The organism is Providencia sp. PROV223, from assembly GCF_028479245.1.
Lineage (GTDB): Bacteria > Pseudomonadota > Gammaproteobacteria > Enterobacterales > Enterobacteriaceae > Providencia > Providencia rettgeri.
This window is the reverse complement of sequence record NZ_JAMPNG010000003.1, coordinates 187,429-212,794: the sequence shown is the minus strand read 5'-3', so window position 1 is coordinate 212,794 and position 25,366 is coordinate 187,429. Positions and strand designations below refer to the sequence as shown.

18 protein-coding genes and 1 pseudogene are annotated in these 25,366 nt (G+C 40.5%); 6 read left to right on the top strand and 13 right to left on the bottom strand.

Annotated features, from left to right (window positions below):
* On the bottom strand, window positions 1-1,341 hold the full coding sequence (locus PR767_RS05920; protein ID WP_115166824.1) for a 2-carboxy-D-arabinitol-1-phosphatase: 1,341 nt from the start codon (window positions 1,339-1,341) through the stop codon (window positions 1-3).
* 428 nt (window positions 1,342-1,769) lie between these two features.
* On the opposite strand from PR767_RS05920, the gene PR767_RS05915 reads away from it, so the two are divergent.
* Window positions 1,770-2,747, top strand: a complete 978-nt coding sequence (locus tag PR767_RS05915; RefSeq protein WP_272520010.1) for a LysR substrate-binding domain-containing protein — start codon at window positions 1,770-1,772, stop codon at window positions 2,745-2,747.
* Window positions 2,748-2,808: 61 nt separating this feature from the next.
* On the opposite strand, the gene PR767_RS05910 is transcribed toward PR767_RS05915, so the two are convergent.
* The 4 genes from PR767_RS05910 to PR767_RS05895 form a co-directional block, all read right to left on the bottom strand.
* Window positions 2,809-3,987 (bottom strand): M20 metallopeptidase family protein, encoded by a 1,179-nt coding sequence (locus PR767_RS05910; protein ID WP_196723739.1) that lies wholly within the window; start codon window positions 3,985-3,987, stop codon window positions 2,809-2,811.
* 573 nt (window positions 3,988-4,560) lie between these two features.
* Window positions 4,561-5,886, bottom strand: coding sequence for an amidohydrolase (locus PR767_RS05905; protein WP_004913476.1), 1,326 nt, complete (start codon window positions 5,884-5,886; stop codon window positions 4,561-4,563).
* 18 nt (window positions 5,887-5,904) lie between these two features.
* Window positions 5,905-6,381, bottom strand: a complete 477-nt coding sequence (locus PR767_RS05900) for a hypothetical protein (RefSeq protein ID WP_004262394.1) — start codon at window positions 6,379-6,381, stop codon at window positions 5,905-5,907.
* A 12-nt stretch (window positions 6,382-6,393) separates the two neighbouring features.
* The gene (locus PR767_RS05895; RefSeq protein ID WP_004913472.1) at window positions 6,394-7,182 is read right to left on the bottom strand and encodes a DUF3100 domain-containing protein; all 789 of its coding nucleotides are present in this window, start codon (window positions 7,180-7,182) and stop codon (window positions 6,394-6,396) included.
* A gap of 811 nt (window positions 7,183-7,993) precedes the next feature.
* On the opposite strand from PR767_RS05895, the gene PR767_RS05890 reads away from it, so the two are divergent.
* A complete protein-coding gene (locus PR767_RS05890; protein ID WP_004913470.1) occupies window positions 7,994-8,440 on the top strand; it encodes a GNAT family N-acetyltransferase in 447 nt (148 codons plus the stop codon).
* Window positions 8,441-8,517: 77 nt separating this feature from the next.
* Here PR767_RS05890 and PR767_RS05885 read toward each other — a convergent pair whose 3' ends face one another.
* The 3 genes from PR767_RS05885 to PR767_RS05875 form a co-directional block, all read right to left on the bottom strand.
* The gene (locus tag PR767_RS05885; RefSeq protein WP_198641404.1) at window positions 8,518-11,481 is read right to left on the bottom strand and encodes a TonB-dependent receptor domain-containing protein; all 2,964 of its coding nucleotides are present in this window, start codon (window positions 11,479-11,481) and stop codon (window positions 8,518-8,520) included.
* A 25-nt stretch (window positions 11,482-11,506) separates the two neighbouring features.
* The gene (locus tag PR767_RS05880) at window positions 11,507-12,961 is read right to left on the bottom strand and encodes a porin family protein (RefSeq protein ID WP_272520009.1); all 1,455 of its coding nucleotides are present in this window, start codon (window positions 12,959-12,961) and stop codon (window positions 11,507-11,509) included.
* A gap of 79 nt (window positions 12,962-13,040) precedes the next feature.
* Window positions 13,041-13,787 carry a Slam-dependent surface lipoprotein gene (locus tag PR767_RS05875; RefSeq protein ID WP_004913462.1) on the bottom strand — a complete coding sequence of 249 codons (747 nt, stop codon included), beginning with the start codon at window positions 13,785-13,787 and terminating at the stop codon, window positions 13,041-13,043.
* 483 nt (window positions 13,788-14,270) lie between these two features.
* On the opposite strand from PR767_RS05875, the gene PR767_RS05870 reads away from it, so the two are divergent.
* Entirely contained in the window at window positions 14,271-14,894 is a 624-nt protein-coding gene (locus tag PR767_RS05870) for an SDR family oxidoreductase (RefSeq protein WP_109912738.1), read from the top strand.
* Window positions 14,895-14,944: 50 nt separating this feature from the next.
* Here the strand turns inward: PR767_RS05870 and PR767_RS05865 are convergent, their stop codons facing one another.
* Window positions 14,945-15,481 carry a GNAT family N-acetyltransferase gene (locus PR767_RS05865; protein WP_272520008.1) on the bottom strand — a complete coding sequence of 179 codons (537 nt, stop codon included), beginning with the start codon at window positions 15,479-15,481 and terminating at the stop codon, window positions 14,945-14,947.
* A 183-nt stretch (window positions 15,482-15,664) separates the two neighbouring features.
* Between PR767_RS05865 and PR767_RS05860 the strand changes: the two are divergent.
* Window positions 15,665-16,204 (top strand): annotated as a pseudogene (locus PR767_RS05860) (Rpn family recombination-promoting nuclease/putative transposase); the annotation flags it as partial.
* Window positions 16,205-16,303: 99 nt separating this feature from the next.
* Here PR767_RS05860 and torD read toward each other — a convergent pair.
* Genes torD through torC form a run of 3 tightly spaced genes read right to left on the bottom strand, consistent with a single transcriptional unit; the run spans window position 16,304 to window position 20,629 of the window.
* The gene (gene torD, locus PR767_RS05855; protein WP_272520007.1) at window positions 16,304-16,918 is read right to left on the bottom strand and encodes a molecular chaperone TorD; all 615 of its coding nucleotides are present in this window, start codon (window positions 16,916-16,918) and stop codon (window positions 16,304-16,306) included.
* Window positions 16,915-19,461, bottom strand: a complete 2,547-nt coding sequence (torA, locus tag PR767_RS05850) for a trimethylamine-N-oxide reductase TorA (protein WP_272520006.1) — start codon at window positions 19,459-19,461, stop codon at window positions 16,915-16,917. Before torA ends, torD begins: the two co-directional genes overlap by 4 nt.
* Window positions 19,451-20,629: a pentaheme c-type cytochrome TorC gene (torC, locus tag PR767_RS05845; RefSeq protein WP_036958495.1), complete on the bottom strand. Its 1,179-nt coding sequence runs from the start codon at window positions 20,627-20,629 to the stop codon at window positions 19,451-19,453. The genes torA and torC overlap by 11 nt, the downstream gene beginning before the upstream one ends.
* A gap of 136 nt (window positions 20,630-20,765) precedes the next feature.
* On the opposite strand from torC, the gene torR reads away from it, so the two are divergent.
* Entirely contained in the window at window positions 20,766-21,467 is a 702-nt protein-coding gene (torR, locus tag PR767_RS05840; RefSeq protein ID WP_004913440.1) for a two-component system response regulator TorR, read from the top strand.
* Here the strand turns inward: torR and torT are convergent.
* Complete coding sequence (torT, locus tag PR767_RS05835; protein ID WP_375372865.1) at window positions 21,440-22,462, bottom strand: TMAO reductase system periplasmic protein TorT; 1,023 nt, start codon at window positions 22,460-22,462, stop codon at window positions 21,440-21,442. The two genes, torR and torT, sit on opposite strands and share 28 nt — an antisense overlap.
* Before the next feature lie 93 nt (window positions 22,463-22,555).
* On the opposite strand from torT, the gene torS reads away from it, so the two are divergent.
* The gene (torS, locus tag PR767_RS05830; RefSeq protein ID WP_196718820.1) at window positions 22,556-25,309 is read left to right on the top strand and encodes a TMAO reductase system sensor histidine kinase/response regulator TorS; all 2,754 of its coding nucleotides are present in this window, start codon (window positions 22,556-22,558) and stop codon (window positions 25,307-25,309) included.
* Window positions 25,310-25,366: the final 57 nt, after the last annotated feature.

Sequence of the window (25,366 nt, the reverse complement as noted above, 5' to 3'; positions counted from 1 at the left end):
TTATTTACCATTAAAAGACTGGATGTTTTTGACACTGAATTTTTCATTTTTATATTGCAGGGTAATCAGTTGTAAGTCTTTTTTAGGGATGAATTGGTACTCTGGCTGAACTTTATTTAAAAACGCACTGAAAATAATCGGGTGAGTAACCACCATGATTTTTCCAGTATGGAATTCATTTTGGATACCAATATCTCTAAGTAAGCTTTCTAATCGGTAGGCTGCAATAGCTCCTGTTTCACCATCGACTGGGGATTCAAAGCTCAACACATTTTTTCCTGAATGTAATTTGGTAAACTGGCCTTTAGGGTCTTTTTCTAATGTGCTGATTTTCTCCGCTTCCCAAAGGCCAAGGAAAATTTCATCTAAATTACGATTAATTTGGATTGGTAGGGTGCTATTTTCAAATAAGTGGTTTGCAGTATATTTGGCTCTATTTAATGTGCTGCTATAAACCGCCAAATAGTCAGTAGGGTTAATGTGTTGTTTCAATTGATTAACCGCCGCAACACCTGATTTACTGAGATCGGAGTCTGAGGTGCCTTCCATTACATTGGCATCATTTAAAATAGTCATTGGGTTGATGACAATCGAGATTTCAAGAGGCGGAAGTTTCTCTTGTTTTGCATAACCTGATTTTAAATAATCCGTATTATTAAAGTCGATAAGCGTAAATTGACCATCTTTATATTTTAATACCGAAACGGCAGTATTGCTTAACCCTGATAATGGCTTATCTTGACGATATTTCTGCAAGTAAAATGCCATTGATGAGTGGCCAACGGCTAAAATATTACCAGTTTCATTTTTATGACGGTTAGCAATATCTAATAATGCAGACTCGAAGCGTTGGGAAAAGTCATACATGCTTTCAGTGTTGACGACAGATTTGAAGTTTTTATCTTTATAGTTCCCAAAGTAGTATTCAAATTCATTACCAGAATGGCCGTATTGGCTCGTTAAGTCATCAATTCTACCGCCTTCAGCGTTACCCCAAGAAATATCTTTTAAGTTCTCAATCTCAATAATATCCATGTTACGGCCAGTTAAAATATTACTGGCGGTTTCATGAGCTCGACCTAATGTACTGCTGTATCCGGCGATAAAATCGACATCTTCTAAACCTAAACCAAGGCTGCGTGCATCATAGCGCCCTTTGGTTGTAAGCTGAGCATTACCGCCTCCACCAATGGTCATTTCTTTAATATTAGAATAAGTTTGTCCATGTCTAACAAGGTAAAAATAAAGGGCATCGCTATCTGATGTAGCTAAAGCACTGGTGGAGGTTATTGAAATAATTATATAAAATAACAAAAGAAACTTGGTTTTAATTCTTTTCATGTTTGCACCTATAATTTATTTATAATGCCATTCTTAGTGGCATAATTAACCTGTCTACCAATTGATTAATAAGAAATTGGCGCCCCCAATCTAAGTAAAATGAATTAGGATTAATTGTATTGTTTAGCCAGATATTTTTGAAAATGGCGTAAAAAACAAAGTAGGTAAGATGGCTATCACAAAATGACTATTTATTTTGTGATTATTTTAATTTTAGTGATCTTGAGTGAATAATTTGCTTTTCATTTACTAATGTCAGGTTGCTTGATTACAAAAGAGAAGCGGTTTGCTTGGGAATAAGCAACAGTGTAGTTCTTGCTAATCCATTCGTTATGGTATAATTACTGTACATAACAACCAAGATGTCGCATCTCACTCTGGATTTATATCTCTATTTTTTAATCCATTTTGCATTGGATAAATCAGCAATGAACATTAGTCAGCTTAAAAGTTTTGTTGAAGTGGTTAGAAGTGATTTCAATATCACCAACGCGGCTGAAAAATTATATACCTCTCAGCCGACTGTCAGTAAGCAACTTAAAATATTGGAAGATGAACTGAACGTTTCATTATTCAATCGGAAAAATAATAACTTATTGTCTCTTAGCCCGATTGGTGAGAAAGTTCATCACGTCGCGTGTGATATTCTGGCGCAGTTCGATAAAATTAAAAGTATCGTTTCACATGAAGATACCACGATAAAACAAAATCTTCATATCGCAACCACACACACACAAATCCGCTATAAATTACCCCAAGTGATTGAACGTTTTAACGCACGTTATCCCAATATCTCACTGCATTTTCACCAAGGGGCTCCCGCCCAAATTGCAGAAATGGTGAATAATGGGGATGTGGACTTTGCTATTGCGACCGAATCTATGCACCTCTATGATGACTTATTGGTGATGCCTTGCTACCAATGGTCTCGCAGTATTATTGTCCCGCATGATCACCCATTGGCTCAATGTGAACAACTCTCTATTGAAGACCTTGCTGGTTACCCATTAATTACCTATGTATTTGGTTTTACCGGGCATTCAAAGCTTGACCAAGTTTTTTACCAACACAAATTAACGCCAAATGTTGTTTTAACTGCGGTAGATACCGAAATTATTAAATACTATGTAAAACGTGGTGCTGGGGTAGGTATTATTTCAACGGTTGCTTTTGACCCAGAGGAAGATAGCGATACATTACGCTGTATTGATATCAGCCATTTAGTGAAGCCAAGTTATACACACGTATGCATTAACCGGCATATGCATTTAAAAGATTATATGTATGATTTTATCTCTAATTATGCACCTCACCTTGATTTGAACTATATTCATCAGCCGAATCAATGGGTGCCTACAGAACAAAGTGAGCGAGATAGGTTGTATAGAGAATTACCTGAGCTATAAGAAAAAAGCCGAGTAATATGATTTACTCGGCTTTGAAATTGCTGTGTGTGTTATTTTTATCCTAACGAGTGGCAATATTAATAAAAATTTGAGCGCCAATCAGCAAACAATCGTCATCAACAAAATAAGGGTTAGCGTGTAAATAATTATTAATCCCTTTTGCTTGATTACCACTTCCTAAAAAGTACATGGCACCGAGTTTATCTTTAGTGGCATTGATCATATAACTGAAGTCTTCACTACCCGTCATTGGCTTACCATTCGCATCAATCTGTTCAGTAGGTAAGAATGCAGCAGCAGCATCATAAATCACTTTTGCGGCTTGCGGGTGATTGACGACAGCGGGATAACCGCTTGCTTCTAATGTGGTTTTAAACCCGCCGGCTTCACTACGAGCGACAATTTCATGAAAGCTGGCTTTTAAAATTTTGTCGGTTTCTTCATCCATTGAACGGATGGTACCGCGTGCCTGAACATGATCAGCCAACGCATTTGGAATAGTTCCACCGTTAATCATTCCACAACCAAATACGGCAGGGCTGAAAGGATCGGTTTTTTTGGCAACAATGTAGTCCATATAATCAATGATACGTGTTGCTTCGCGGATAGCATCTAACCCTTTATGAGGGGTTGAGCCGTGGGCTGAAACGCCATGAACATCTAGCGTCCACGCTGAGCCATAAGAAGACATAACCCCGGAATTGAATTTAATATAACCCGTTTCAAAAGCGGCATCATTATGTAAGCCGTAAACCTCATCAACACCTTCCATACAGCCCATTTCTACCATTTTGTTAGCGCCCGGTACTCGCATGTCTTCTTCGGCCATTTGGAAGATAAAACGGACGTTATGAGTGAGTTCAGAACGGTTTTCGCTAAGGTATTTTGCTGCCGTTAAGGCGATGGTCATGTGGGTATCATGGCCACAGTTATGAGCGCAACCTTCATGGACAGAGCTGTGCTCATTGCATGTTAAATCAGGCATTTCAAGGCCGTCAATATCGGTACGATAGGCAATCAAGCGCTTTGCTGGGTCGATAATCAATTCAGCGGTAAAACCGGTGTAACCTTCAAATAAACGGATGTTATAGCCAAAGCTTTCCATCAATTCACGGCAATATTGTGAGGTTTTGAATTCTTGCCCAGATAATTCAGGGATCTTATGTAAATCCTGACGTGTTTTTTTGCTAAACGTTTCTAAAGCAAAGAGCTTTTCACTGATATTGTATTTATTGGTCATTACGTTTTATCCCGTATACAAAAAGCGTTTTTAATGCTGTTAAGGAGCCCCTGGTGTGAGCATGAATAAGAAACAGCGTACTCATTTAATTTATGTATATTTTAAGCGCTAGATTCAGAAATAAATCACTTCTGATAGATGTTATTTTATCTAACAATTCATAGAGTGAATTTTAACGTGGATATTAAAAAAGTGAGCGTGATGGAGATCGTATTTATATCATATCAGTATTGCATGGCTCATGAATAATAAGGATGGTAATTTAATAAAATAATCATCAGGAAATGCAAAAATAATTAAATTCCTTTAATATCAGTATGTTGAATTTGTATTTTCTGGTTTTTATATTAAAGATTTTTATATTTAAGAGAGGCGGTTATTGAGTTTACGCTAAATTTTATTATTTGAAATAGGACGTAGATAGCATGGTTTTACAAATTATTTTACATGAGATGACGAATATAAAATATATTGAATTAATGAGAGGGGAAACTATAAAGATAGGATTAAAGCTGGAAAGATTATATGCCCCTTATTGCGATTAACGCATTAATAAGGGACATGTTTCTATAATTAGTTCTTAAAAGAGCCAATAAATGAGAGATATTCCTCTTTGCTCATCAATGGGGTGTAATCAGCTAACATTTCGTCAGCTTGGGATGCATCATCAAATAATAGGTCAATAATTGCCATTGCCATCATTTGCGCAGGGCGGATGTAGGCCATATCATCATCAAAAACAACGTAATCTTTACCGTGCAAGCCACCGCGAATTGCGCCAATCCACGGGTGACTCACTGGCATGATATGTGATAAGTCACCTGTATCTGTGCTTCCAGTCATATGGCCAGCAACCCAAACATTTTCTTCGCCAATCAAGTCGTGGGCATTGTGCTGCAATAAGTCGTTTAACGTATCGTTGTTATATAGCGGCAGGTAACCCGGTAAATCTTTGACTTCTACTTCTGCACCGACTGACATTGCGCCAGCAACCAATGCGCGAGTAATACGCTCATTCGCATCAATCATTGCGGGAACATTTGACGCTCGGACATAACTTTCCATACGGACATCACTTGGGGTGACATTCACTAAATCACCGCCTTGTGTGATGATAGGATGGAAACGAATATAATCTTTTTCTTGAAAGGTTTCGCGAATTGCATTCACCCCCATGATCCCCATCATTGCCGCATTGAGTGCATTAACGCCCAGATGAGGGGCAGCCGCCGCATGGGATGCTTTGCCTTTGTAGTTAATCAGCTTGCCAATAAACCCATTGGTGGTGGTCGACATTTCAATAAAACCAGTCTCACGTTCAGGTTTGACACTGGTTAAATGAATTTGCATTGCCATATCGATATCATCAAACTCACCAAGAGATATCAGCTCAGGTTTACCGCCGATATAACTGATTTTTCCTTGCTCAATCAGTTTATTACGATAAGCTAGTTCAACATATTCCTCTGCGGGAACGGCGAAAGGAACGACGTCTCCCGCGAGGTATTGCATAGCACCTGACTTAACCAGACCAATAGTGACTGCCATCATGTTAGCTATTTGTGCATTGTGCCCGCAGCAATGGGCAGCGCCCGTTAAATCATCAGCTTCTGGGTGCTCCGCACAAATAATTGCATCGAGCTCACCAATCACAGCAATACTATGTTTACTCCCTTTTCCACCCTTAAGGCGAGCCTTAACCCCCGTCAATGCGAGTTGGTTACGGTAATTAACGCCTAAGGCAGAAAATGCAGCTTCCACTTTTTTTGCTGTTTTAACTTCCTTATAGCCGAGCTCAGGTTCTGCCCAAATATCTTCAGCCAATTTTTTGATATCCCCTTTATGGGATGCAATTGTCTCGCAGACGATGGCTTTCAATTGGTCTTTGGTCATTGTCATGGTAAATATTTCCTATTGTTAGATAACGCCGCTCCATGAAAGTGTCACTTGACCAATAAGTGCAGCGAATAAGAATGTTCCCGTAAAGACCGCCAGTGAAACTGGGATGATCCGCCATGAAATGGCTTTAAATTTGTCGATATCTTTACCGAGTGAAAGACCAGCAAAGGCAAGTACTGTCGTACTGATGACGGCAAGTGAGATTTTACCTGTCATTGCGATCATTTCTTTATCGTAAGGGAATAACGGTGAACACAAACCTGCAGCAATCAAAGATACCCAGAAAATCACAGGTAACTTACCTAATGGTGGGATTTGTGCAATTAAGTATGCCACAAATGACATACCTCCTAATAATGCCATGGCGATAAGTGAGTCACTAAAGACTGCGCCAAAGCTACCACGGCCATAAATTGAACCGCCGAGTGCATCACCCAGTGAAGTGAAGATGATGACTAACACGATGATTATTGCAATTTCTGCCATCTTTTTCATGATCTTATATCCTTATTCTGTATCTGCTGATGCGGTTGCACGTTTTCTTTTCAATTTGTTATACAAGAAAGAGGCAAACGGTAAGGAGAAGAAGATGTAGATGTACAGACCTAATACCGAAGACATCAAGTTTGCAGAGGATGAGAATGCTTGAATATCTGCGGCGTGTTCAGGATAAAGTTCCAATAATGGGGCAACAGATGCTGCTAGCATCGAACCACTACCCACACCAGCACCCATGGCTAAAGCAAGTGGGCTCATAATATCGAGTCCTGCGATAACACTGGCGATAACACCCATCCAAACCGCACCGTATAACGTCCCGCAAATATACATTGCCATAACGCCGCGGCCTTCTGGTGAACTTAAACCATATTTGGCTTCGATAATGGCAATATTGGGTTCACGACCGATAGAGTAGGTGGCACCAACAGCCTCACGGCCCATGCCTAACATGATAGCAAGTGGTAAACCGAGCAAAATAGTACCGATAAAGTGACCGACTTCTTGCAAGATTAATGCGCCACCGGCTTGAATTATTTTTTCCCAAGATGCACCAACGGAGGTGCTTAATTTTGCAATTAAGATAACTAACGCAACACTCATTATCGAGCTCGCGTGTGCCATATTTTTTTCGCTAAGGATTTTGAATTTTGGAAAACTGATAATACCACCCATCAACATGGAATAAAGCATTGGAAAAACCATGACTAAACTGATTTTAATTTGCCCTATAGCTTCCGAAAGAAGAATGATAAGTAAGCTAACCAAAAGCAACTTACTATCTTTTAATATACCCATAGTGTTACCTTTCATTGGAAATGTTTTTAAGAGTTTTTCGTATATATTTATAATAAAAATGCATCATTTTCGTATTCATACTATCCATGAAACTATTTTCCTGACAATATTCCGAAAGTCTCTTAGCCATGCCGAAAAGGCATGGTTAAAATCAATAAATTAATATTTATTAATAAAGATGTAGTTATTGAAATGTTTTTGCATTTTCATATTAAAAATATTTTTATTTTTCAGATTGATACAAATTATTATTAATTATTTAACATGCTGTTTCATAAGTAATTTTGATTTTTTGGTGTGTTAATGCGAGAAATTATCAAATACCCAGTAAATGTGAGGTTGTTCAGGTTTTATTTATTTTTTTATGGCAATGTTTTATTTTTACTAAATTTATATAATGATAAAAATTGAATTTTAATTGGAGGTTGTTATGGTTTCTTTGGGTTTTTATTTTTATTTTAGTCTGAATTTAATTTAATTATTAGATTAATAAACTGATTTGTTTTTGCGGATTTTCTTCAAAAAAATTTGATAAATTACAATAATATTGTATTTGGCAGTGATATTTGACATGGATCTCAATTCTGAATATTTCTTAATTTGAAAGCAATAAATGAGTCGAAATTTTATTTTAGTCTATTTGCTGAAATTCATGTTATCCGTAACATGTTTACCTGTTATTTGTTTATTGAATATCGAAAAATATAAAGGCACGAATTGCGCGAACAAAAAAGTGTTTGTTGTTAATTTACACTAAATCGTCTTTTTATCGCAGCGGCATTGTGAACGGCAAACCTAAAGAAAGGTGTTTATGACTATTACGTTAAAAGATATCACCAAAGATAATTGGGTGGATATTATATGTCTTGAAATAACTAAAGAACAGGAAGACTTTGTGGCTCTTAACTCAGAGTCAATCGCAGCCTCAAAATTTTTTGATTACTATATTAATCGTGGTATCTATGTTGATAATGAGCCCGTTGGCTTTGTTCAATATTATTCAAACCATGAAAATGGTCGGCCCGAAGAGGTTTTTATTGGCCAATTGATGATTGATATTAAACACCAAAGAAAAGGCTTTGGTTCTCTGGCTATTCCACTTGTTCTCGATGAAATAAAAAGCTTAGGTAAATATCAATCAGTATCAATTTGTTATATCGAAGGCAATGACATGATGAAACCATTTTTTGAACAGTTTGGTTTTTCCGTTGTTGACCAAGATGAATTTGATGAAACCATTATGCGGCTAGTTTTTTAGTGCTGAAATGACGAATATCCGCTCCAACTTATAGTTAGCAGCGGATATTTGTAGAGCGATAAACCTACAATATTTATCTAAAATTGCGCATTTAATCCTAAGCGTAGTGTGCGCCCGGGGGCTGGCATCATACTGCGCGTCAGTGGGTCGATATAATAACGGTCAGTTAAGTTGGTCACTAAGAATTCGACATTAATATTTTTGTCAATTTGGTAACTTGCGTAGGCATCTGCAGTAAAGGTAGGCGTCCAGTGCATTGGGCTATTATTCGCCATCGAATAACTCCCCGGGAACTGCTGCATCAGTTTGCGTTCATCTTTATTTTGTACGCTACTGGTATAACGTAAGCGAGTTCCCACTTCGAGGGCCTCATCCATAAAGCGCATGCCTAGGTTGGAATTTATGGCATATTTAGGCTGTAATTGTGTACGTAAAAAACCGCCAGGGAAACCTGCAGTTGTACATTGGGAGATATTATAGCGATTAGCCGGGTCAAGATTGGCTGGAGCCGAATCATCACAGACTTCATTTTTGAGGCGGTAATCGACACCAATATCCATAAATACACCGCCATTATCATAGCGTGCCAAAGCTTCAATTCCTGCTGTTTTATGTTCTTTTACTTGAACAAAATTAAGACGTCCATCACGGTCAAAAGCATTTTCAATGACAGTATGGTAATAGCCTATTTTCACGTCAGCGTGGCGTTCAGCGCCGAGTAAACCTTGTAAATTACGTGAATAACCAAATTCAAAGGTTTTTGCACGTTCGGGTTTAAATAACATTTTCTCTTTACGGGCTTCACTTTCCCCTGCAAACCCAATGCTGTTTTCAAAAATACTCGGTAAGCGAACCGTCTCTATATAGCGTGCATAAACCCGGTCGTTATCAGATAACCAAATATTGGCACCAAAAGCGGGAGCCCAGCCATGGCTTTTTTGTTTGCCTGAGAATTTCCATTTTTCTTCTTCAGTGAGTTCGCGCTTGATGTCATCGGCTGGGTGTGAATAACTTGAACCATAGACATAAACTTCCTTGCCAGTAACAGGGTCAACAGCACGAGCTTGAGAGTCAAAAGTACCGTTATGGAAAGGGTTTGTTTTGGTGGTATAGCGTCCATCGCTATCTGATTTCCATTCGGCGCGGAAATTAACGTCTAAAACACCATTTTCTTCTGGGCGCTGAGCGTTGTTTCTTTTAGTAATAAAAACGGTATAGTCGGTATCTTCCAACCCTAATGTTTTAAGTAATATTTGGCTGTTTTTATAACCACCATTAAACGCTTGGTAGCCATTGGCAACAGCCTCGTTATACTCTTCTTTGGTTAAAATTCGGTTGTAATTTATTTGTTTAGCAAGGCGCTCGTCAGGGTTTTGGAAGCCCTTGGTGCGATTGCGCATTTGTTCTTTTAAATAATCATCTTCTGTCCAGCCATCAATATATTTTGCTCCCGCATCCAGTTCTAACCAGCTCGTTGGGCGATAGTTAAAGTTAAAGGCAATACTGGTTTCTTGGCGATGACCTTTACGAGGAAGGGCAATAAAAGGGCTGGCGGTTTGAGATGGCGGTACGTCGTTAGAGTCCAATTTTTCTTTGAGCATTGAACCGCGGATCGTTAAATCAAGATCGGGCGTGAGTGCCATGGTATTGCGCAAATTAAAGCCAATACGGTCATTCTCAGAGTTAGTTGCTGCGGTATTAATTAATGAACCATCAATGTTAGGGTCTTTTCCACCACCATAACCATATTCGAAGCCCCAATCGCGTTCTTTGGGTTCTCGTGGGTAGCCACCTGAGGTATTGGTATCCCCTACGGAATGGGTCATCCACACATTTGCGTTTAGGTCAATCCATTGATTATCTTCAGGTTTCCACTTATATTCGGCATTATAAGCATTGACCGTAAAGTGAGCTAATGGCCATTGGGGTAATACTTGTTTTCCTTCAAGCTCAGCAAATCCTAAACGTGATGGCATGATTTCACCATAGGTGCTTTCACTTCGGCGAAAACCAAGATGTAATGTTTGGTTTTCAGTGAGATATAAATTAGTTTTAACTAAATAGGATTCCAACTCATTGGAGGTATTCGTAACTTCTTTTCCGGGGCGAAATACATTGGCAGCAAAAGGTAAGTAAGGGTCTGGACCAAGCTGTTGCTGTACTGTTTGTTGTTCATTTAATTGAACCGATTCTTTATAACGGTGAGCGCCATTTTTCCCCGCAAAATAATTACCTTGCCGGCGATAAGCATAGGCGGCCATTAAATCAAACTTTTCCTGTCGAGTCCCAACCGCTATTCTTCCGCCATTATCTTTAAAATTAAAGAATTGAGCGCTTCCTCGGGATTTCGGTGTGATGTTGACGACTGGATCAGAGAAAACATAGTTATTATTTTTATAAATCTCAGGGTGATCTCGGTAATCTTCGCCATAACCAAAGTGGGGAACACGCTCACGAGTAGAATTACTGCTGGTTTCCAATTTTAAGCTGACACCAAATTTTTCACCCGGTGCAACAACGTCATCTATTCCTATGGTTCTGATGGCTATCCCACCACCTACAGAGGTTTTTATATCACCAGCAAGAGAACCACTTTTTTCAATCTCAATGCTACTAATGAGGTTTGGGTCCACATAGTTACGGTTGTTTGCCCCATTGTAACCCCGATAAACGGTTAACGACTGTTCTGTGCCGTCAACCGTGACAGGAACACGTTCTTGCCCTTGAATGCCTCGAATATTCGGGTCTAACGCACCACTGTTTCTTGCATCACCACTATAGACACCAACTGCACTATTAAGCACATCCGCGGTACTGGTACCTTTATAGCGTTCAACAAGGTCTTTTCCTAAATAAATTTTAGAACCTTTAGCATCATATTGATCATCGTAACCTTGTTGATCCCGTTCTTTGATAGTTTTTGCTGAATCTTGAACAGTAATGGTGCCGATGTGTTCTTCTTTTTCCCCTAAAGCGGTTGTTGGAATAAAAAGAGCAGTAATAATTGCAGTAGTAATAGGTGTTAATTTGTATTTATACATTGTGTTTTTCTCTATGCCATAACGCTTAAAAACGGGTTTCTAACCCAATAGAAATTTCGTGCTGGTAGTAGGAGTAAATTCCATCTGCAGAACTGCGGTTATCACGAAAGCGGTAACTGGTATAAGGCGTAAATGTGAGCAATGAATAATTTGGAAAACTAAGACGCGCAAAATACATCGCTTCTCTATCATGGCGTTTAACATTCAACATTTGGTTGAAGGCCTTGAATTGGCTTTCTCGGTAAGTTGCAAGTGCCAGTAAATGAATATCGGGTGTTAGCACGTGATAAAAGCCGCCTCGGATACCCAATTGGTCATAATCATCGCTACGAACTTCTGTGGTGAGACGAGTCGCATCAGCCCCCAAAAAGAGGGAGGTATCTGGGGTAATACCATAGACACCGGTTAGATGTAGGCTACTTCGATTACCATTGGCACTGTCATACGGTTTTTGATAATGAAGTTGTTGGTAGTCAGCGGAGGTACTTAGGAGCACACGAGGTGAAAATTGGTAGTCAGCTTCAATTTTTCCCCCTATGCCTAAATAACGGCGCTTTTCATTGACCGTTTTTAACTCAACTAATGGGCCGAATGCGATAGTGGTGTTCGCATCATTAAAACGATATAAAGTTGCTAAAGAAGACGTGTTTTCACTGAATTCAGCATAGTGCGGATAGCGGTCACCATAAGATGTCCCCTTGATTTGCAGGGAATGATTGCCCGAGATAGGAATAATTTTACTCAGACTTGCATCATAGGTGAGTCCCGGTGATGATTTGGGGTTAGCCATTTTCCAGGTTCCCCCTGGCGTTTCCCAAACTTTATTTTTATCTGGAACTTGGTTGATATTACTGTTGTATTTATAGCCAAAGGAGAGACTGCCAGTCCAAGCGGTGCGGTTTTCGATAGCACTAATAAATTGCTGGATGGTTTGCTTCACATTCGTAGGTAATGCGAGTGTTTTATCGTTGATTAAATTTTGGAATAAAGCCAAAGACTCTTTATTTTGGTTATCTTCAAAATAAGCCCGGGCCAGTTCTAATTTTATGCGAAGAAACTTTGGCGACCGTGCCAATATTTGTTGGTAGTGGGCAATCGCTTCAGGGTAATGATTTTGCGATTTAGCAATTTCTGCTTTTGCAAATAAAATGAGTAGTGGATCCGCATCAGCGAGTTGTTGGTAGCGGGGTAATAAGCGCTGTACGTCTTCAAATTGCCTGTGGTTAATTGCCAGATAAATGGCTTGCCCGAGCTCTTGGGCATTATTCTCAAGGGCATAATTTTCCCCATTTAAGTTAATTGATAGGTCATCTGGGAGAAGCAATTGGTCTTTATTGGGGACTACTGCACTTTTATCACGATAGTTTTGTTTGTCTTTTTGCCATAACAATTGTTCTCGGTCAGTGTCCAAGCTGGCTGGAAATGCAGAGAATGCGGCTATAAGCATCATTATAGCAGGAGTTAATAACAGATATCGCATAGGATTAGCTTCGGTAATAAAAGGCAGTGGCCAACTGCCTGTCACGCTTTATGGTTGGCCACCAAGGTTGATTTACGGGTTACTGGGAAATATTCCCACGGCTTCCACCAAAGGCCATATCTTTGCTGTGATCTTCAAATTGAGTGACACCAGCAATATGCTTAGCTTGATCGCCAAAGAAGTGTCCATTTGTTGAGCCTGATTCACCATTAAGAGTGGCCGCCCCGGCGAAAGTGGCATTGTTTTTAATGGTGGCATCAATATTGGTTGCACCAATATTCCCTGCTAAGGATTTAGTACCAAAGTTGGCTGTCAGAGTCCCTGCGGTTAGTGCGCCTCCATTGTATTGGCTTATTCCTTTAACGGAGTATTCCGCTGTGCCAGCTGTAGGCATATTGGTGGTGACATCCTTGCCAGAATAGTAAGCGGTATGTGTGGTGTCACTAACTTGTCCTGTCGATGACCATTCACCAAAATAGACTTCTGCATCTGCAATTTTGGCAAAGTTAAAAACGCCCATTTTGTCATGCGAACCAGGTCCATTAGGCATGGAAATAACATGTGCTTCATTTCCTGCCTGTATTGGTGCCATTCGAGTTAAGCCTGAGAAAGAAATGGTTTTTCCACCATAAACAGATTGCACACCAATACCTGGGTCACCCGCAGCACCGCCATGACCACCACCGGTTCCTTCTGTTGCACCAACACGGACGGAAGGCTGATTAGCATCGAAAGGTTGGCTTTGGCCAGAACCGATTGCTGCAGAAGCACCAAAAGTTACTGTGCAGGTTGCGAGTGCTAGAGCGATAATATTTAACTTTTTCATCGAAATACTCCATTTTTATTAAAGATATTAACGATACTATTGATTAAGAAATTATTATTTCGCATATATATGACGAGTTGTATTAAATCAAATAATAATATAAATGCAAATGATAATTCTTCGCATTAACATTAAAATAATTATGGGTATCAATGAGATAGTGATATTGATCTTGCTGTTAGTGGTTGATATTACGATTTATTTTTGTAGTTAATTTGTTGGGTTATCAATTTTAATGGTAATTATTTTTTGATAAAAAAGTTAAATTAGTCACATTTTAATGCGTTTGATTGAATGGATTACATTAAAAACATTAAAGTTAGTATTGTTTATTATTTCATCATCGTTCGTAGACAATGGTGGGGTAAATAAATCAAAAAAAACAAATGCAAACAATGCGCATTATCATTACTGTTGTGGTAATTTTGTCTTTACGGTACACAGCTAGGTTTATAATCACTCAAAATATAAAGGAATAAAGATATGGCTCCATGGTTAATTTTTGGCGCGGGTGGAAAAGGTGTTGGTCGTCAAATTGCTCAGTTGGCAATTGCAAAGAAACGCCCTGTCATCGTTGTTGTGCGTAATAAGCAGTCTGCAGAGGCATTGGAGGCGGTAGGTGCGCAAGTCTTCATTGGTGATGCTTGTGATAGTGAAGTGGTTAAGGCTGCTTGTCATGCAGCAGGAACAACTGCCACAGTTATTTCAACCATGGGAGGGAGTCAAGATTATTTAGCTCACCGTACGGTGATTGATTGTGCAGAACAAGCTGGGATATCTCGTATGGTGTTAGTCACATCATTAGGTTGTGGGGATTCATGGCCTTATTTGTCTGCCCGGTCACGCGCTGCATTTGGTCAGGCTGTGAGAGAAAAATCCCTTGCGGAGTCATGGTTACAAACTAGCTCATTAGATTATGTGATTGTTCGCCCTGGTGGGTTATTACATGGTGAGCCAACGGGAAAAGCAGTTCTTCAACAAGAGGTTGAAGTTCATGGCTTAGTGATGCGTGCGGATGTTGCTGCGCATGTTTATCAGTTGGCTAAGCAAGGTGAATTGAAAAAACAAATTTATAGCGTAGTACAGCCGGGGTTGGTACCCGCTTAATAAAAACGAGGTTATTTGTGTAGCTTATCTGTTTTTTATTACAAATAGGGCTACCATTGGTCTCCACTGCGAAAGTCACAATATAGGGGTTGTGAAAAATCAATTAAATTGTTTTTTGACCACCCCATGACGCCACCTTCTTCATCGACAGAGTGGATATAATGGCTTTGATTGAGCTCATATAATGGCCCGTTCCATACCTGCCAGCCGACAGATTGATATACAGGGAAGCCCTGATCTGATGCAGAAAGCAGACCCAGTTGATAACAATCGGCAATAATTTGGTTGGTAGCCAGCATAAGCTGTTTGCCGATCCCTTGGCGACGGTAGTTTTCCCGTACCGCCATCGCTTCAACATAGCCAACCGTTATTGGAGTATTACCGATTGCCATATGACGTTGAATAATAGCAACGTGGCCAATAATTTGTTGTTGGTCATAAGCCAAGACGTGCATTCCCCCCAAAGCATGTTCAAAATCATCATGGGTAAAATCTTGCTCAAAGCTTTGATATAACATGGAATACAATGACTCTCTATTCTCTGCTGAAAGTTGAGATGTGTGTTTGTTTTTATATTCTATTGTCATTTAGCACCATGGAATAATTGTAAAGAGGGCTGAAATAAAAAATCGTTAAGCTTGTAGGAGCAAAGTATATAGCATATCAAAATTGACTATGATGGTTTGAATGCGTTAGTGCTAAAAGCTATTTTGGTGTTTTTTAATAAAGCCATTGATATATTTTGTGGTATTACTCAAACGTTATTTTCATTTCCATATACACAACTTTGGACGGAGTGTTTTCCATTACCAGAGATTGCACATGAGTTATACACACAACCGTTTCCACTCGTAGATATTACCGTTATTGATGATAATGAACTCGTTAACCATCGAAAAATAGCAGTAATGGAATTAGCGATGAAACATAAATATCTTCGGGATGAATTCCAACAAGTACTCCCTCTCTTGGCGAAGGCACTCAATAAACATTATAATAGTGATAACGACATCATAACTATCCTAAATTATTTGTTTATTGCCTTGGACTCCCATAATTTTGAACAAGTTATTCAAGTTTTAGGTGAACAAACAGAAAAGCATAAGGAGACAATCATGAATATTGCGCAACGATTGCAAGATAAAGGACGGCAAGAAGGGCGGCAAGAAGGGTTGCAAGAGGGATTTAAAAAAGGCAAAGAAGAGGCAAATATAGCAACTGCACGGAATCTTTTGGAGCAAGGAGTTAGTATCGAGATAATAATGAAAAGCACTGGGCTGAGCCGTGAAAAACTTATTTCTTTACAGTAACTCAGGTGTTATGACTCAGATTTAAAAGGGATATTATTTATCAATATCCCTTTATTTAATAATAGTTGAATAATATATAAATTATTTAAATGGCATCTACTAGGTTTGCTTATCCCATTGAACTAGTGCTAACGACAGTTGACTCAAAGCGGCATAAAAACCAAACTCATCATACCGTTGGCAATTTTGGCTAAATATTGGTAGCCATTGCAGTAAAAGTGACAAGGTTTTTAGGCGCAATTGCCTTACTTTTTCTTGGTCCAAATGGGCTTCATTTAATGAAAAATGTAAGTGACTTAATAGCTCTAAAAAAATTGAAATATGATCAGAAGGCTCTCTAAATGCCTCATTAGTTTCCATTCCAGCCTCGGCTAATAAGTACTTAATTTGTTCATTACCTTGCTTACAGTTTGGATAAACTGAGGCGTAAGGTAAAGCTGATTGCTTATCAGACATTAAAAATAAGCTACAGAAGTCGGCGGCTAATTCGAGTTGTGCATCATTTCGCATTATTAGCGCTTGGACTTTTGTTTTAACTGCTTGAATTGGCAAAGTTAGAACGGGTTCCTGCTCGACAGTCGTAAACCAATCCATCATCTCGCTAGATTGAAGTTGCACTAATGTTGCACTATCTAGTTCACGTGAGAACAATTGTGCTAGCCATGCATAAATACACGCTATTTGTTCTGGTGCAAAAGTGCTTTGTTTTGTCATTTATTCACCTGTGATGCAGGAACATATTCACACTGAGCAACCATTTCAATTGGCCCATCGAATGCATTCACGTTATCCACTTGTCCTGTATATTTTTCTATCTCTACTAAGGTTGTATGTGCACTGGTGGCTTGCGCTAATTGAGAGGTTCCAATATCAAGCGTCAATACGTTTGGGTTTCCGTATTTGCACAGCGCATTGATTTCTCCGCCCTTAGTCGGGTCATACCAAGCTCCCTCATGGATACGGGCAACGCCTTTTGTGTATAGGTCTGAAACCACGGCTCCCGCTAACACTTGCCCTCGGTCGTTGAAAACGTGAACGATATCACCATTTTGTATACCCCTAGCTTTCGCATCTTGAGGACTAATAAAGACCGGTTCTTTGCCACTAACGGAATAATATTGACGTAATACAGGGGACTCGCACAGTTGTGAGTGTAAGCGAAAATCGGGATGTGCAGATTGCAAATGTAATGGCCATTTTTTTGAACCTGGACCACCATGAGAGCGTTCTGCTTTTTCGAACCACATTGGGTGGCCTTGGCAATCATCATATTGCATGTCGGCAATAGTTTTTGAGTAAATTTCAATTAAACCACTCGGTGTTCCTAATGGTTCTAAGTCGGGATCTTCTCTAAATGCTTGATGACGAACAAACATTTGTGGATGCTCAAATTCTACATAACCGTCTTTTTCCCAGAAGACATCGAAGGAGGGTAGATGAATACCACGGCCTTTCCCCTGCTGGCTGCCTTCTTGCCAAATACGTTTTAGCCAGCCCATTTCGTCCAAACCTTCAGTAAAGGCTTCTTCACGACCAAAACGGCGGCATAGGTCGCGTAAAATATCGAAGTCATTGCGTGACTCAAATTGCGGTTCAACGAGTTGTTTCATTGCAATAATGCCACGATTTGAATGGTTACCGTATTGGTCAAGGTCATTACGTTCAAATTGCGTGGTTGCCGGTAATACGATATCGGCAAAGCGGCAAGTGGATGTCCATTGATTATCGATAGAAACAACCGTTTCAAGCTTGCGCCAACCTTCAATAATACGGTTAATTTGTTGGTGGCGGTGGAATGGATTGGTTCCGGCAAATACGCACATTTTTAGTGGCGGTAATTTAACCGCTTTACCGTTCCAGTTGATTGTTTTTCCGGGCTCTAAAATCGCATCAATAAAACGAGCAATAGGAATGGTGCTGCTGTAGCCTTTGTAGTCATTGTTATCATGAATGGGGGGCACTTTAGTTGAGCCAGAAAAACCACTTAAAATAATTCCCTGACGGCTAGGGGTTCCTGCTCCATTGTAGTGCCAACCGAAGCCAAATCCTCCACCCGGTAAGCCAATTTGACCTAACATCGCAGCTAAAACAACAATCATCCATGACCATTGTTCACCATGTTGCATGCGTTGAACGCACCAACCTGCAATGATTTGGGTTCTATCTGCTGCCATTTGGCGAGCTAAAGCTTGGATTGTATCGGCATCAATACCACAAATTTCAGCTGCCCATTGTGCATCTTTGGGTTGCCCATCCGTTTTTCCCATTAAGTAGGGAACAAATTGCTCGAAACCGACACAATATTCTTTTAAGAAGGTTTTATCATGTAAGTCTTCAATGTAAAGCGTGTGGGCGATGGCTAATTGTAGTGGTACATCCGCTTGCGGGTTAATCGCAATATGTTGAACATTGGCACGCCCAAGGTAATCATGCGTTGAGGTGATTATAGGGTCAATACTGATGACTTTTATCTCACCGTTAGCGGCTTTTTCTTTCAATTGTTCATAATATTCATAAACGTCATGATCAGGGCACCACCAGTTAGCTTGTTGATTTTTAATCAGGTCAGAGCCCCACAACACAATGGTTTTACTATTTTTGAGGACTAACGGCCAAGAGGTTTGTTGTTCATAAACCTCCATCGACCCAACAACTCGAGGTAAAATTACTTGTGCAGCCCCTGTTGAGTAATCTCCGCCAGTACTGACACTATTGCCATGCAGCGCAATGGCGCGAGCTAACATACCTGAAGCGTTGTGAAGCATCCCTGTCGATTGCCAACCATTTGCAGTGAGTAATCCACTTGGTCCATAGGTTGTTTGAACACGTTCTAATTCTTGATAGAACAAATCAAGGGCTTCATCCCAAGAAACACGTACGAAGCGGTTATCACCTCGTTGTGAGGTATCACTTAAATGGCGTTTACGTAGCCAATCAACACGTACCATTGGATAACGAATACGGGCAGTACCATGAACATGGTCAGGTAACCCTGCAATCATTTTGGATGGAAATTTATCGTGTTCAAAGGGCTTGGCTTCGATAAAGCGACCATCAACCACAGTAGCGCGGATTGCACCCCAGTGCGACCCAGTCAGAATGCCTTCTTGTACCACCGCAGTTTGTTCACCAGCCGTTGCAGCGCTAGCCTTACGTGGTGTTAAGAGGGAAGGGCCTAACATACCCGCAACAGTGAGCCCGCCAAGCTGGAACAAAAAGCGTCGACGAGAAGCTTGAAAAGTTGGATTATTTTTCATTCTGTACTCCGTTATCACCGTGTGAAGATCCTGCGGTATCAGATGCATTCATTTGTAAGTATTTCAGTAAGGTACGCTCTTCTCGCTTATCTAAACTGGTAAAGCCAATCATACCGTTTAATGTGCCTATCCAACCGTTAGCATCAAAGTGGGCAATATCTGGCGCGCCATGGCATTGATTACAAGAGCCGTTATATAAAGAGTCTGCATAAGCCCATATCGGTTTGATATCATTGACCATATCGCCTTGCTGCATCCAGGCGGTCGCTTGCAATTTGCTCCATGAGGTATCTGTTGCAGCGACGACGGTACTCTCTAAATTTTTCACATTTTCTTGAACATCACCGCGTATAGAAGCAACGAAAATTCGTTTACCAGGGAATTCGGATAGGACTCGTTGGCGGCCATCAGTTTCTGTCCACCCAGTGATTTCAACTTGTAGCCAATCGCCATCACGTTTTAGGACTTTCACCTCTGAGGCAGGAAGTAACGAGCCAGCAGGGTCTTTATCCCCTTTATTTGCATAAATAGGTTTAATATCAAGTGAATACAGAATGTCGGAATCACTATTTGCCTTCGCGCGCAGCTCATCGAATTGTTTACGAAAACCGCTGCTCATATCAGGTAATTGGTGGGCAATTCCTTTGTGGCAGTCAATGCAGGATTGATTCTCTTTCGCAGCGATTTGCATCTGGCGAGCCGCTTCTGGATTTTGCTTGGCGTGATCCATCGAGTCGTAATCATGACAAGAGCGGCAAGTGGCCGAATTGTTCTCTTTCATGCGAGCCCATTCACGTTCTGCAAGTTCGGCGCGTTTGGCTTCAAATTTTTCAGGGGTATCTATCGAATGAGCAATAAATGTTTGATAAATATCATTGCTTGCTTCGAGTTTCCGTTTAATCATGCCTGGAAGGTCGGAGGGAATATGGCAGTCATGGCATTCTGCACGTACCCCAGAGGCATTTTGGAAATGCACGGATTGCTTATATTCTTCGTAAACGGGTTCCATGCTATGGCAACTGACACAAAACTCGGTGGTGCTAGTCACTTTCATCCCAACATGGGGTACAACGATTAACGCAACACCCACTGCAATCCCGACAACGATTAACGTAAGCATTGACCAACGAGCACTTGGTTTTCGCAACGCTCTCCAGAGTTTCCGCATAATAGCCCCTGTAATTATATGGTTTAATACAGGCGATCTTATTGAGTTAATATGAATAGCGGTACTAGTCAGGATGAACAGCTTACGGCAAGATATGGGTAAATATGAACAGATATGAACAGAAGAGAGTATATCAATGACATCACATCATATTGTGGTTGTTGAAGACGAACCCGTTACTCAGGCGCGTTTACAGGCTTACTTTGAGCAAGAAGGATATCGTGTTTCTGTTACGGGGAATGGTGCAGGTTTACGCGAAATTATGGATCAGCAAGTAGTTGACTTGATTCTGTTGGATATTAATTTACCGGATGAAAATGGGTTAATGTTAACAAGGGCGCTACGTGAGCGTTTTACAGTAGGAATTATTTTAGTCACAGGCCGTTGTGACCAAATTGACCGTATTGTGGGTTTAGAAATGGGAGCAGATGATTACGTTACTAAACCTTTGGAACTCAGGGAGCTCGTTGTTCGTGTCAAAAATTTACTTTGGCGAATTGATCTTGCTAAACCATCACAAACCCAGGTTGTTTCTCAAGATAATTGCTATCAGTTCGCTGGCTATTGCCTAAATGTTTCGATGCATACGCTCGAATTTAAGCATCAAGCAATCAAACTCACTCGTGCTGAATATGAAATGCTAGTGGCTTTTGTGACAAACCCACGGGAGATTCTAACCCGAGAACGTCTTTTACGTATGTTATCAGCCCGTCGAGTTGATCACCCTGATTTACGCACGGTAGATGTACTTATTCGCCGTTTACGCCACAAGATTAATGCTGATTTATTAGTGACTCAGCATGGTGAAGGTTATTTTTTAGCCGCCGATGTATACTGATATACGGGCCTAAATCCTCCTGGAGATAATGAATTACGTAAGTGTTCACTATCTGCATTTTGTTGAGTAAGCACTAAAATTGGCGGGCTTATATTGTTTGGAACTGGCTGCTTTTGTAATACTTTGATGGCTTGTTCAATGACTAGCTCACCTTGCCAAACCATTTGGTCGCTAGCTGCCATAATTATTCGGCCTCTTTTTAAGCCGCGATAGACTTGATGTGATAAGTAAAAAGAAACAATATTCAATGGTTTTGTTAAGTTACGGCCTTCACCCATTGCGGCTTCAGCGGCGATAGCTGTGCCAACGACGACATCAATATCTGGGCTACGCTCTAGCATTTCATGTAATAAATTGCGTTGAACTTCAATGTCGTTATCCCCTTGTGCAACATCCACAATTTGTACATGGCTACCCGCAATAGCCTCTCTGAATCCTTGTTCCATTTCAAGGCTACCGCCAGCATTTAATGGCCCAGGCATAAGTAACACTTTCAATGGCTTACCTTGGCTCCATTGCACTAAATAGCGTCCCGGCTGATAGCCCATTTGAAACCAAGGTACACCCACGCGGGTTTTAACTGTTTTATCGTGTGTCGCGTTGATGACTTCAATGACAGGCGTATTTCCTACCAGTTGGCTCAGGTTTGGAAAGGCTGTAGTGCTACTGCCCAGTAAAATGGCATCTGCTCCCCACTGTTGGCATTGCGTAATTTGCTTTTGCTGAGTGGCTAGCTGGTTATATCCGCCAGCTTCTAATACATTTAGGTCAATACTATAGCTTTTGGCTGCTTTTTGCATACCATAATTAATTGATAACCAATAAGAATCTTTTAAGCTAGGATAAAGCGCACACAATTTCCATGTTTTTGTAGCGGTAATGGGATTATGTGGTTGGGAGGTAAAGTGTAGTGTATCACGCCACTGAATGAGAGAACTATTCTGCGCCATTGCTAGGCTCAGTAATGAGTAAAATGTGAACAGTAGTAAAATCAATACACGCATGATAGCCTCACAAACCAGAAACCTTTATCCTAAATGCTTTCTTGCAGTTAACTCAACCATTTTAATTTTTAGGCTAACTAAACCGTGAATTTATCACTAACTAGACGATTGTGGATGGGCTTTGCGCTGATGGCAGTATTGACCTTTATCAGCACCCTTGTGGGGTGGTACAACTTACGTTTTGTTAGCCAAGTTGAACAGGCCAATACCGAGGCTTTGATTCCAACCATGAATATGGCAAGGCAATTGAGTGAAGCAAGTGCTTGGGAGCTATTTTCTGCGCAGAATCTCACCAATGCAGATAGCGAAAGTATTTGGTTAGCGCAAGGACGGATGTTAACGGCACAAAGCCTTAAAATCACTAATTTGCTGAAAACATTACGGGAACAAGGCTTCAACACACAAGATATAGAACAACAAGAAAAAGAAATCGCTCAATCATTAAGCCAACAAGGTGAATTAGTTGGCCAGCGGTTAAAACTGCGCACTGAGCAACAACAGTTAAGGCAACATATCATCGCTGCGGCGGGTGATATCGCCCAAAAAGCGCATGGCCAAGCCAATAATGCAGCGACCTCCGCTGGTGCAACGCAGGTGAGTATTTATGACCTAATCGAGCGAAAACAAGGGGAACAAGCACAGCAAGCCCTTGATCAACTTATTGATATTGATCTTGAATATGCTAGCCAAATGAATGAGCTGCGATTAAGCGCTATGCGCGTACAGCAAATGGTACTTAATTTAGGTTCAAACCAACCCAATCGTAATATGGCAGAATTAGAAAATCAGCTGAATTCTGCAGTCAAAATCTTACAACGTCGGCAAAAATATATTGAAGACCCTGCCGTGAGAAGCCAGGTAGAAAATGCCTTAAATAGCGTTAAGCGTTATACCGAGTTAATTACGTTGTATCGCCAAGATAACGACATCACAACTCGTTTACAGATTTTATCGCAAAATAATATTGACCAATTTGCACGTTTTAGTAGTGAAGTAGCTCAATTAGTTGACATCATTGAACTTCGTAACCAAACCGCATTGGGGCAACTTAAACAAGCCAGTGAACGGGGGCAAAATTGGTTGTTAGCATTAAGTATTGTTTCATTACTCTCATTGATTTTGATCCTTTGGCGAGTGGTTTACCGCTTAGTGACAAAGCCGTTGGCACAGCAAACCCAAGCGCTTCAGCGCTTGCTTGAGGGCGATATTGACTCTGCATTTCCTGAAACCGCAGGCGTGAAAGAGCTTGATACGATTGGCCGTTTAATGGATGCATTTCGTGCGAGTGTCCATGCTTTAAATAATCAGCGTGAACAACTAGCGGACCAAGTCAAAGTGAGAACGGCAGAACTGCGGGTGATGGTTGTTGAGCACCGCAAAGCTCGCGCTGAAGCAGAAAAAGCCAATCAGGCAAAATCGGCATTTTTGGCGGCAATGAGCCATGAAATTCGCACGCCACTTTATGGAATTTTGGGGACAGCGCAATTGCTATTAGAAAATAAAGCGCTTAATCAATATCATGATGATTTATATGCAATTACGGATTCAGGTGAATCCTTATTGGCTATTTTAAATGACATTTTGGATTACTCTGCTATTGAAGCTGGGGGACAAAATGTTTCTATCAATGAGGAACCTTTCGAGCCCAAGCCATTATTGGAAAGTACCTTGTATTTAATGAATGCCAGTAATAAAAATCATGCCATTCAGTTAGTTGCTGATATTGCAGATGATTTACCTACTGCCTTACAAGGGGACCCGCTCCGGATCCGGCAAATTATCACGAATTTACTCAGTAATGCACTACGTTTCACTCAGCAGGGGCGGATTACTTTGCGTAGTTGCCGTTATGGCAAATATTGGTTTATTGAAGTGGAAGACACCGGGTGTGGCATTGATAACTCGCGATTTACTGATATTTTTAAGCCATTTGTGCAAGTCGATAGCCAGCGGGGTGGAACAGGGCTTGGGCTGACAATTAGTGCAAGTTTAGCACAAGCGATGGGCGGTGAATTGACGGTTAGTAGCCAGTTAGGGAGTGGAAGCTGTTTTCGTTTAACATTACCGTTATCTATCGCCTCGCATCCAGTTAGTAAATCGGCGGATCTACCATCAGACATGCGAGGCGTACATTTATTACTCATAGAAGACAACCCATTGACTCAGAAAATAAGTGGAGAAATGTTAACTCGAAGTGGGGCACAGGTAACCACTGTTGGTTCTGCGGCAGAAGCATTAGCTGCTTTACAAACTGGGCAACAATTTACGGCAGCGTTGGTGGATTTTGGTTTACCTGATATCGATGGGATCACCTTGGCTAAACAAATAGCGAAAGCCTACCCCGCATTGGTTTTGATTGGTTTTAGTGCTCATGTGATTGATGAAACATTGCACCAACGGACGAGTCAAGTTTTTCGCGGTATCATTCAAAAACCAGTACCAAGAGATAGGTTAAACCAGTTGATCGTTAAATATATTTCAGGCGGTGAGTATACGTTGTCCGATTCTAGTGTTCAGGAAAAATTTGTAGATTTGCAACAGCTTATTAGTGATGCTGAATTAATGGGGCTCTCAAAAATTCGTGAATGGGTGAGTATTTTTAAACAGCATTCCCTGCCGCTAATCGACCAAATTGATATTGCACGAGCAGAAAATAACACAGAACAAATAAAACGCCTTGCTCACCAGTTAAAAAGCAGTTGTGCTAGTTTAGGAATGCAAAGTGCAGTACAAAGCTGTGCATTATTAGAGCAGCAGCCAATGGCGGATACTCAACTGAAAAATGATATACAGCAAGGCTTACAGGCTATTGAGCAATGGTTGAATAGAGCGCATTGATTCTTCAAATAACCAGTAAGGTTCATTTAGCTGCTTTTTATCTGTTGAAGACCATGT

Excerpts from the sequence above, each read along its gene's own strand:
- PR767_RS05920 (WP_115166824.1), bottom strand. The coding sequence starts at position 1,341 with ATGAAAAGAATTAAAACCAAGTTTCTTTTGTTATTTTATATAATTATT.
- PR767_RS05915 (WP_272520010.1), top strand. The coding sequence starts at position 1,770 with ATGAACATTAGTCAGCTTAAAAGTTTTGTTGAAGTGGTTAGAAGTGAT.
- PR767_RS05910 (WP_196723739.1), bottom strand. The coding sequence starts at position 3,987 with ATGACCAATAAATACAATATCAGTGAAAAGCTCTTTGCTTTAGAAACG.
- PR767_RS05905 (WP_004913476.1), bottom strand. The coding sequence starts at position 5,886 with ATGACAATGACCAAAGACCAATTGAAAGCCATCGTCTGCGAGACAATT.
- PR767_RS05900 (WP_004262394.1), bottom strand. The coding sequence starts at position 6,381 with ATGAAAAAGATGGCAGAAATTGCAATAATCATCGTGTTAGTCATCATC.
- PR767_RS05895 (WP_004913472.1), bottom strand. The coding sequence starts at position 7,182 with ATGGGTATATTAAAAGATAGTAAGTTGCTTTTGGTTAGCTTACTTATC.
- PR767_RS05890 (WP_004913470.1), top strand. The coding sequence starts at position 7,994 with ATGACTATTACGTTAAAAGATATCACCAAAGATAATTGGGTGGATATT.
- PR767_RS05885 (WP_198641404.1), bottom strand. The coding sequence starts at position 11,481 with ATGTATAAATACAAATTAACACCTATTACTACTGCAATTATTACTGCT.
- PR767_RS05880 (WP_272520009.1), bottom strand. The coding sequence starts at position 12,961 with ATGCGATATCTGTTATTAACTCCTGCTATAATGATGCTTATAGCCGCA.
- PR767_RS05875 (WP_004913462.1), bottom strand. The coding sequence starts at position 13,787 with ATGAAAAAGTTAAATATTATCGCTCTAGCACTCGCAACCTGCACAGTA.
- PR767_RS05870 (WP_109912738.1), top strand. The coding sequence starts at position 14,271 with ATGGCTCCATGGTTAATTTTTGGCGCGGGTGGAAAAGGTGTTGGTCGT.
- PR767_RS05865 (WP_272520008.1), bottom strand. The coding sequence starts at position 15,481 with ATGACAATAGAATATAAAAACAAACACACATCTCAACTTTCAGCAGAG.
- torD (WP_272520007.1), bottom strand. The coding sequence starts at position 16,918 with ATGACAAAACAAAGCACTTTTGCACCAGAACAAATAGCGTGTATTTAT.
- torA (WP_272520006.1), bottom strand. The coding sequence starts at position 19,461 with ATGAAAAATAATCCAACTTTTCAAGCTTCTCGTCGACGCTTTTTGTTC.
- torC (WP_036958495.1), bottom strand. The coding sequence starts at position 20,629 with ATGCGGAAACTCTGGAGAGCGTTGCGAAAACCAAGTGCTCGTTGGTCA.
- torR (WP_004913440.1), top strand. The coding sequence starts at position 20,766 with ATGACATCACATCATATTGTGGTTGTTGAAGACGAACCCGTTACTCAG.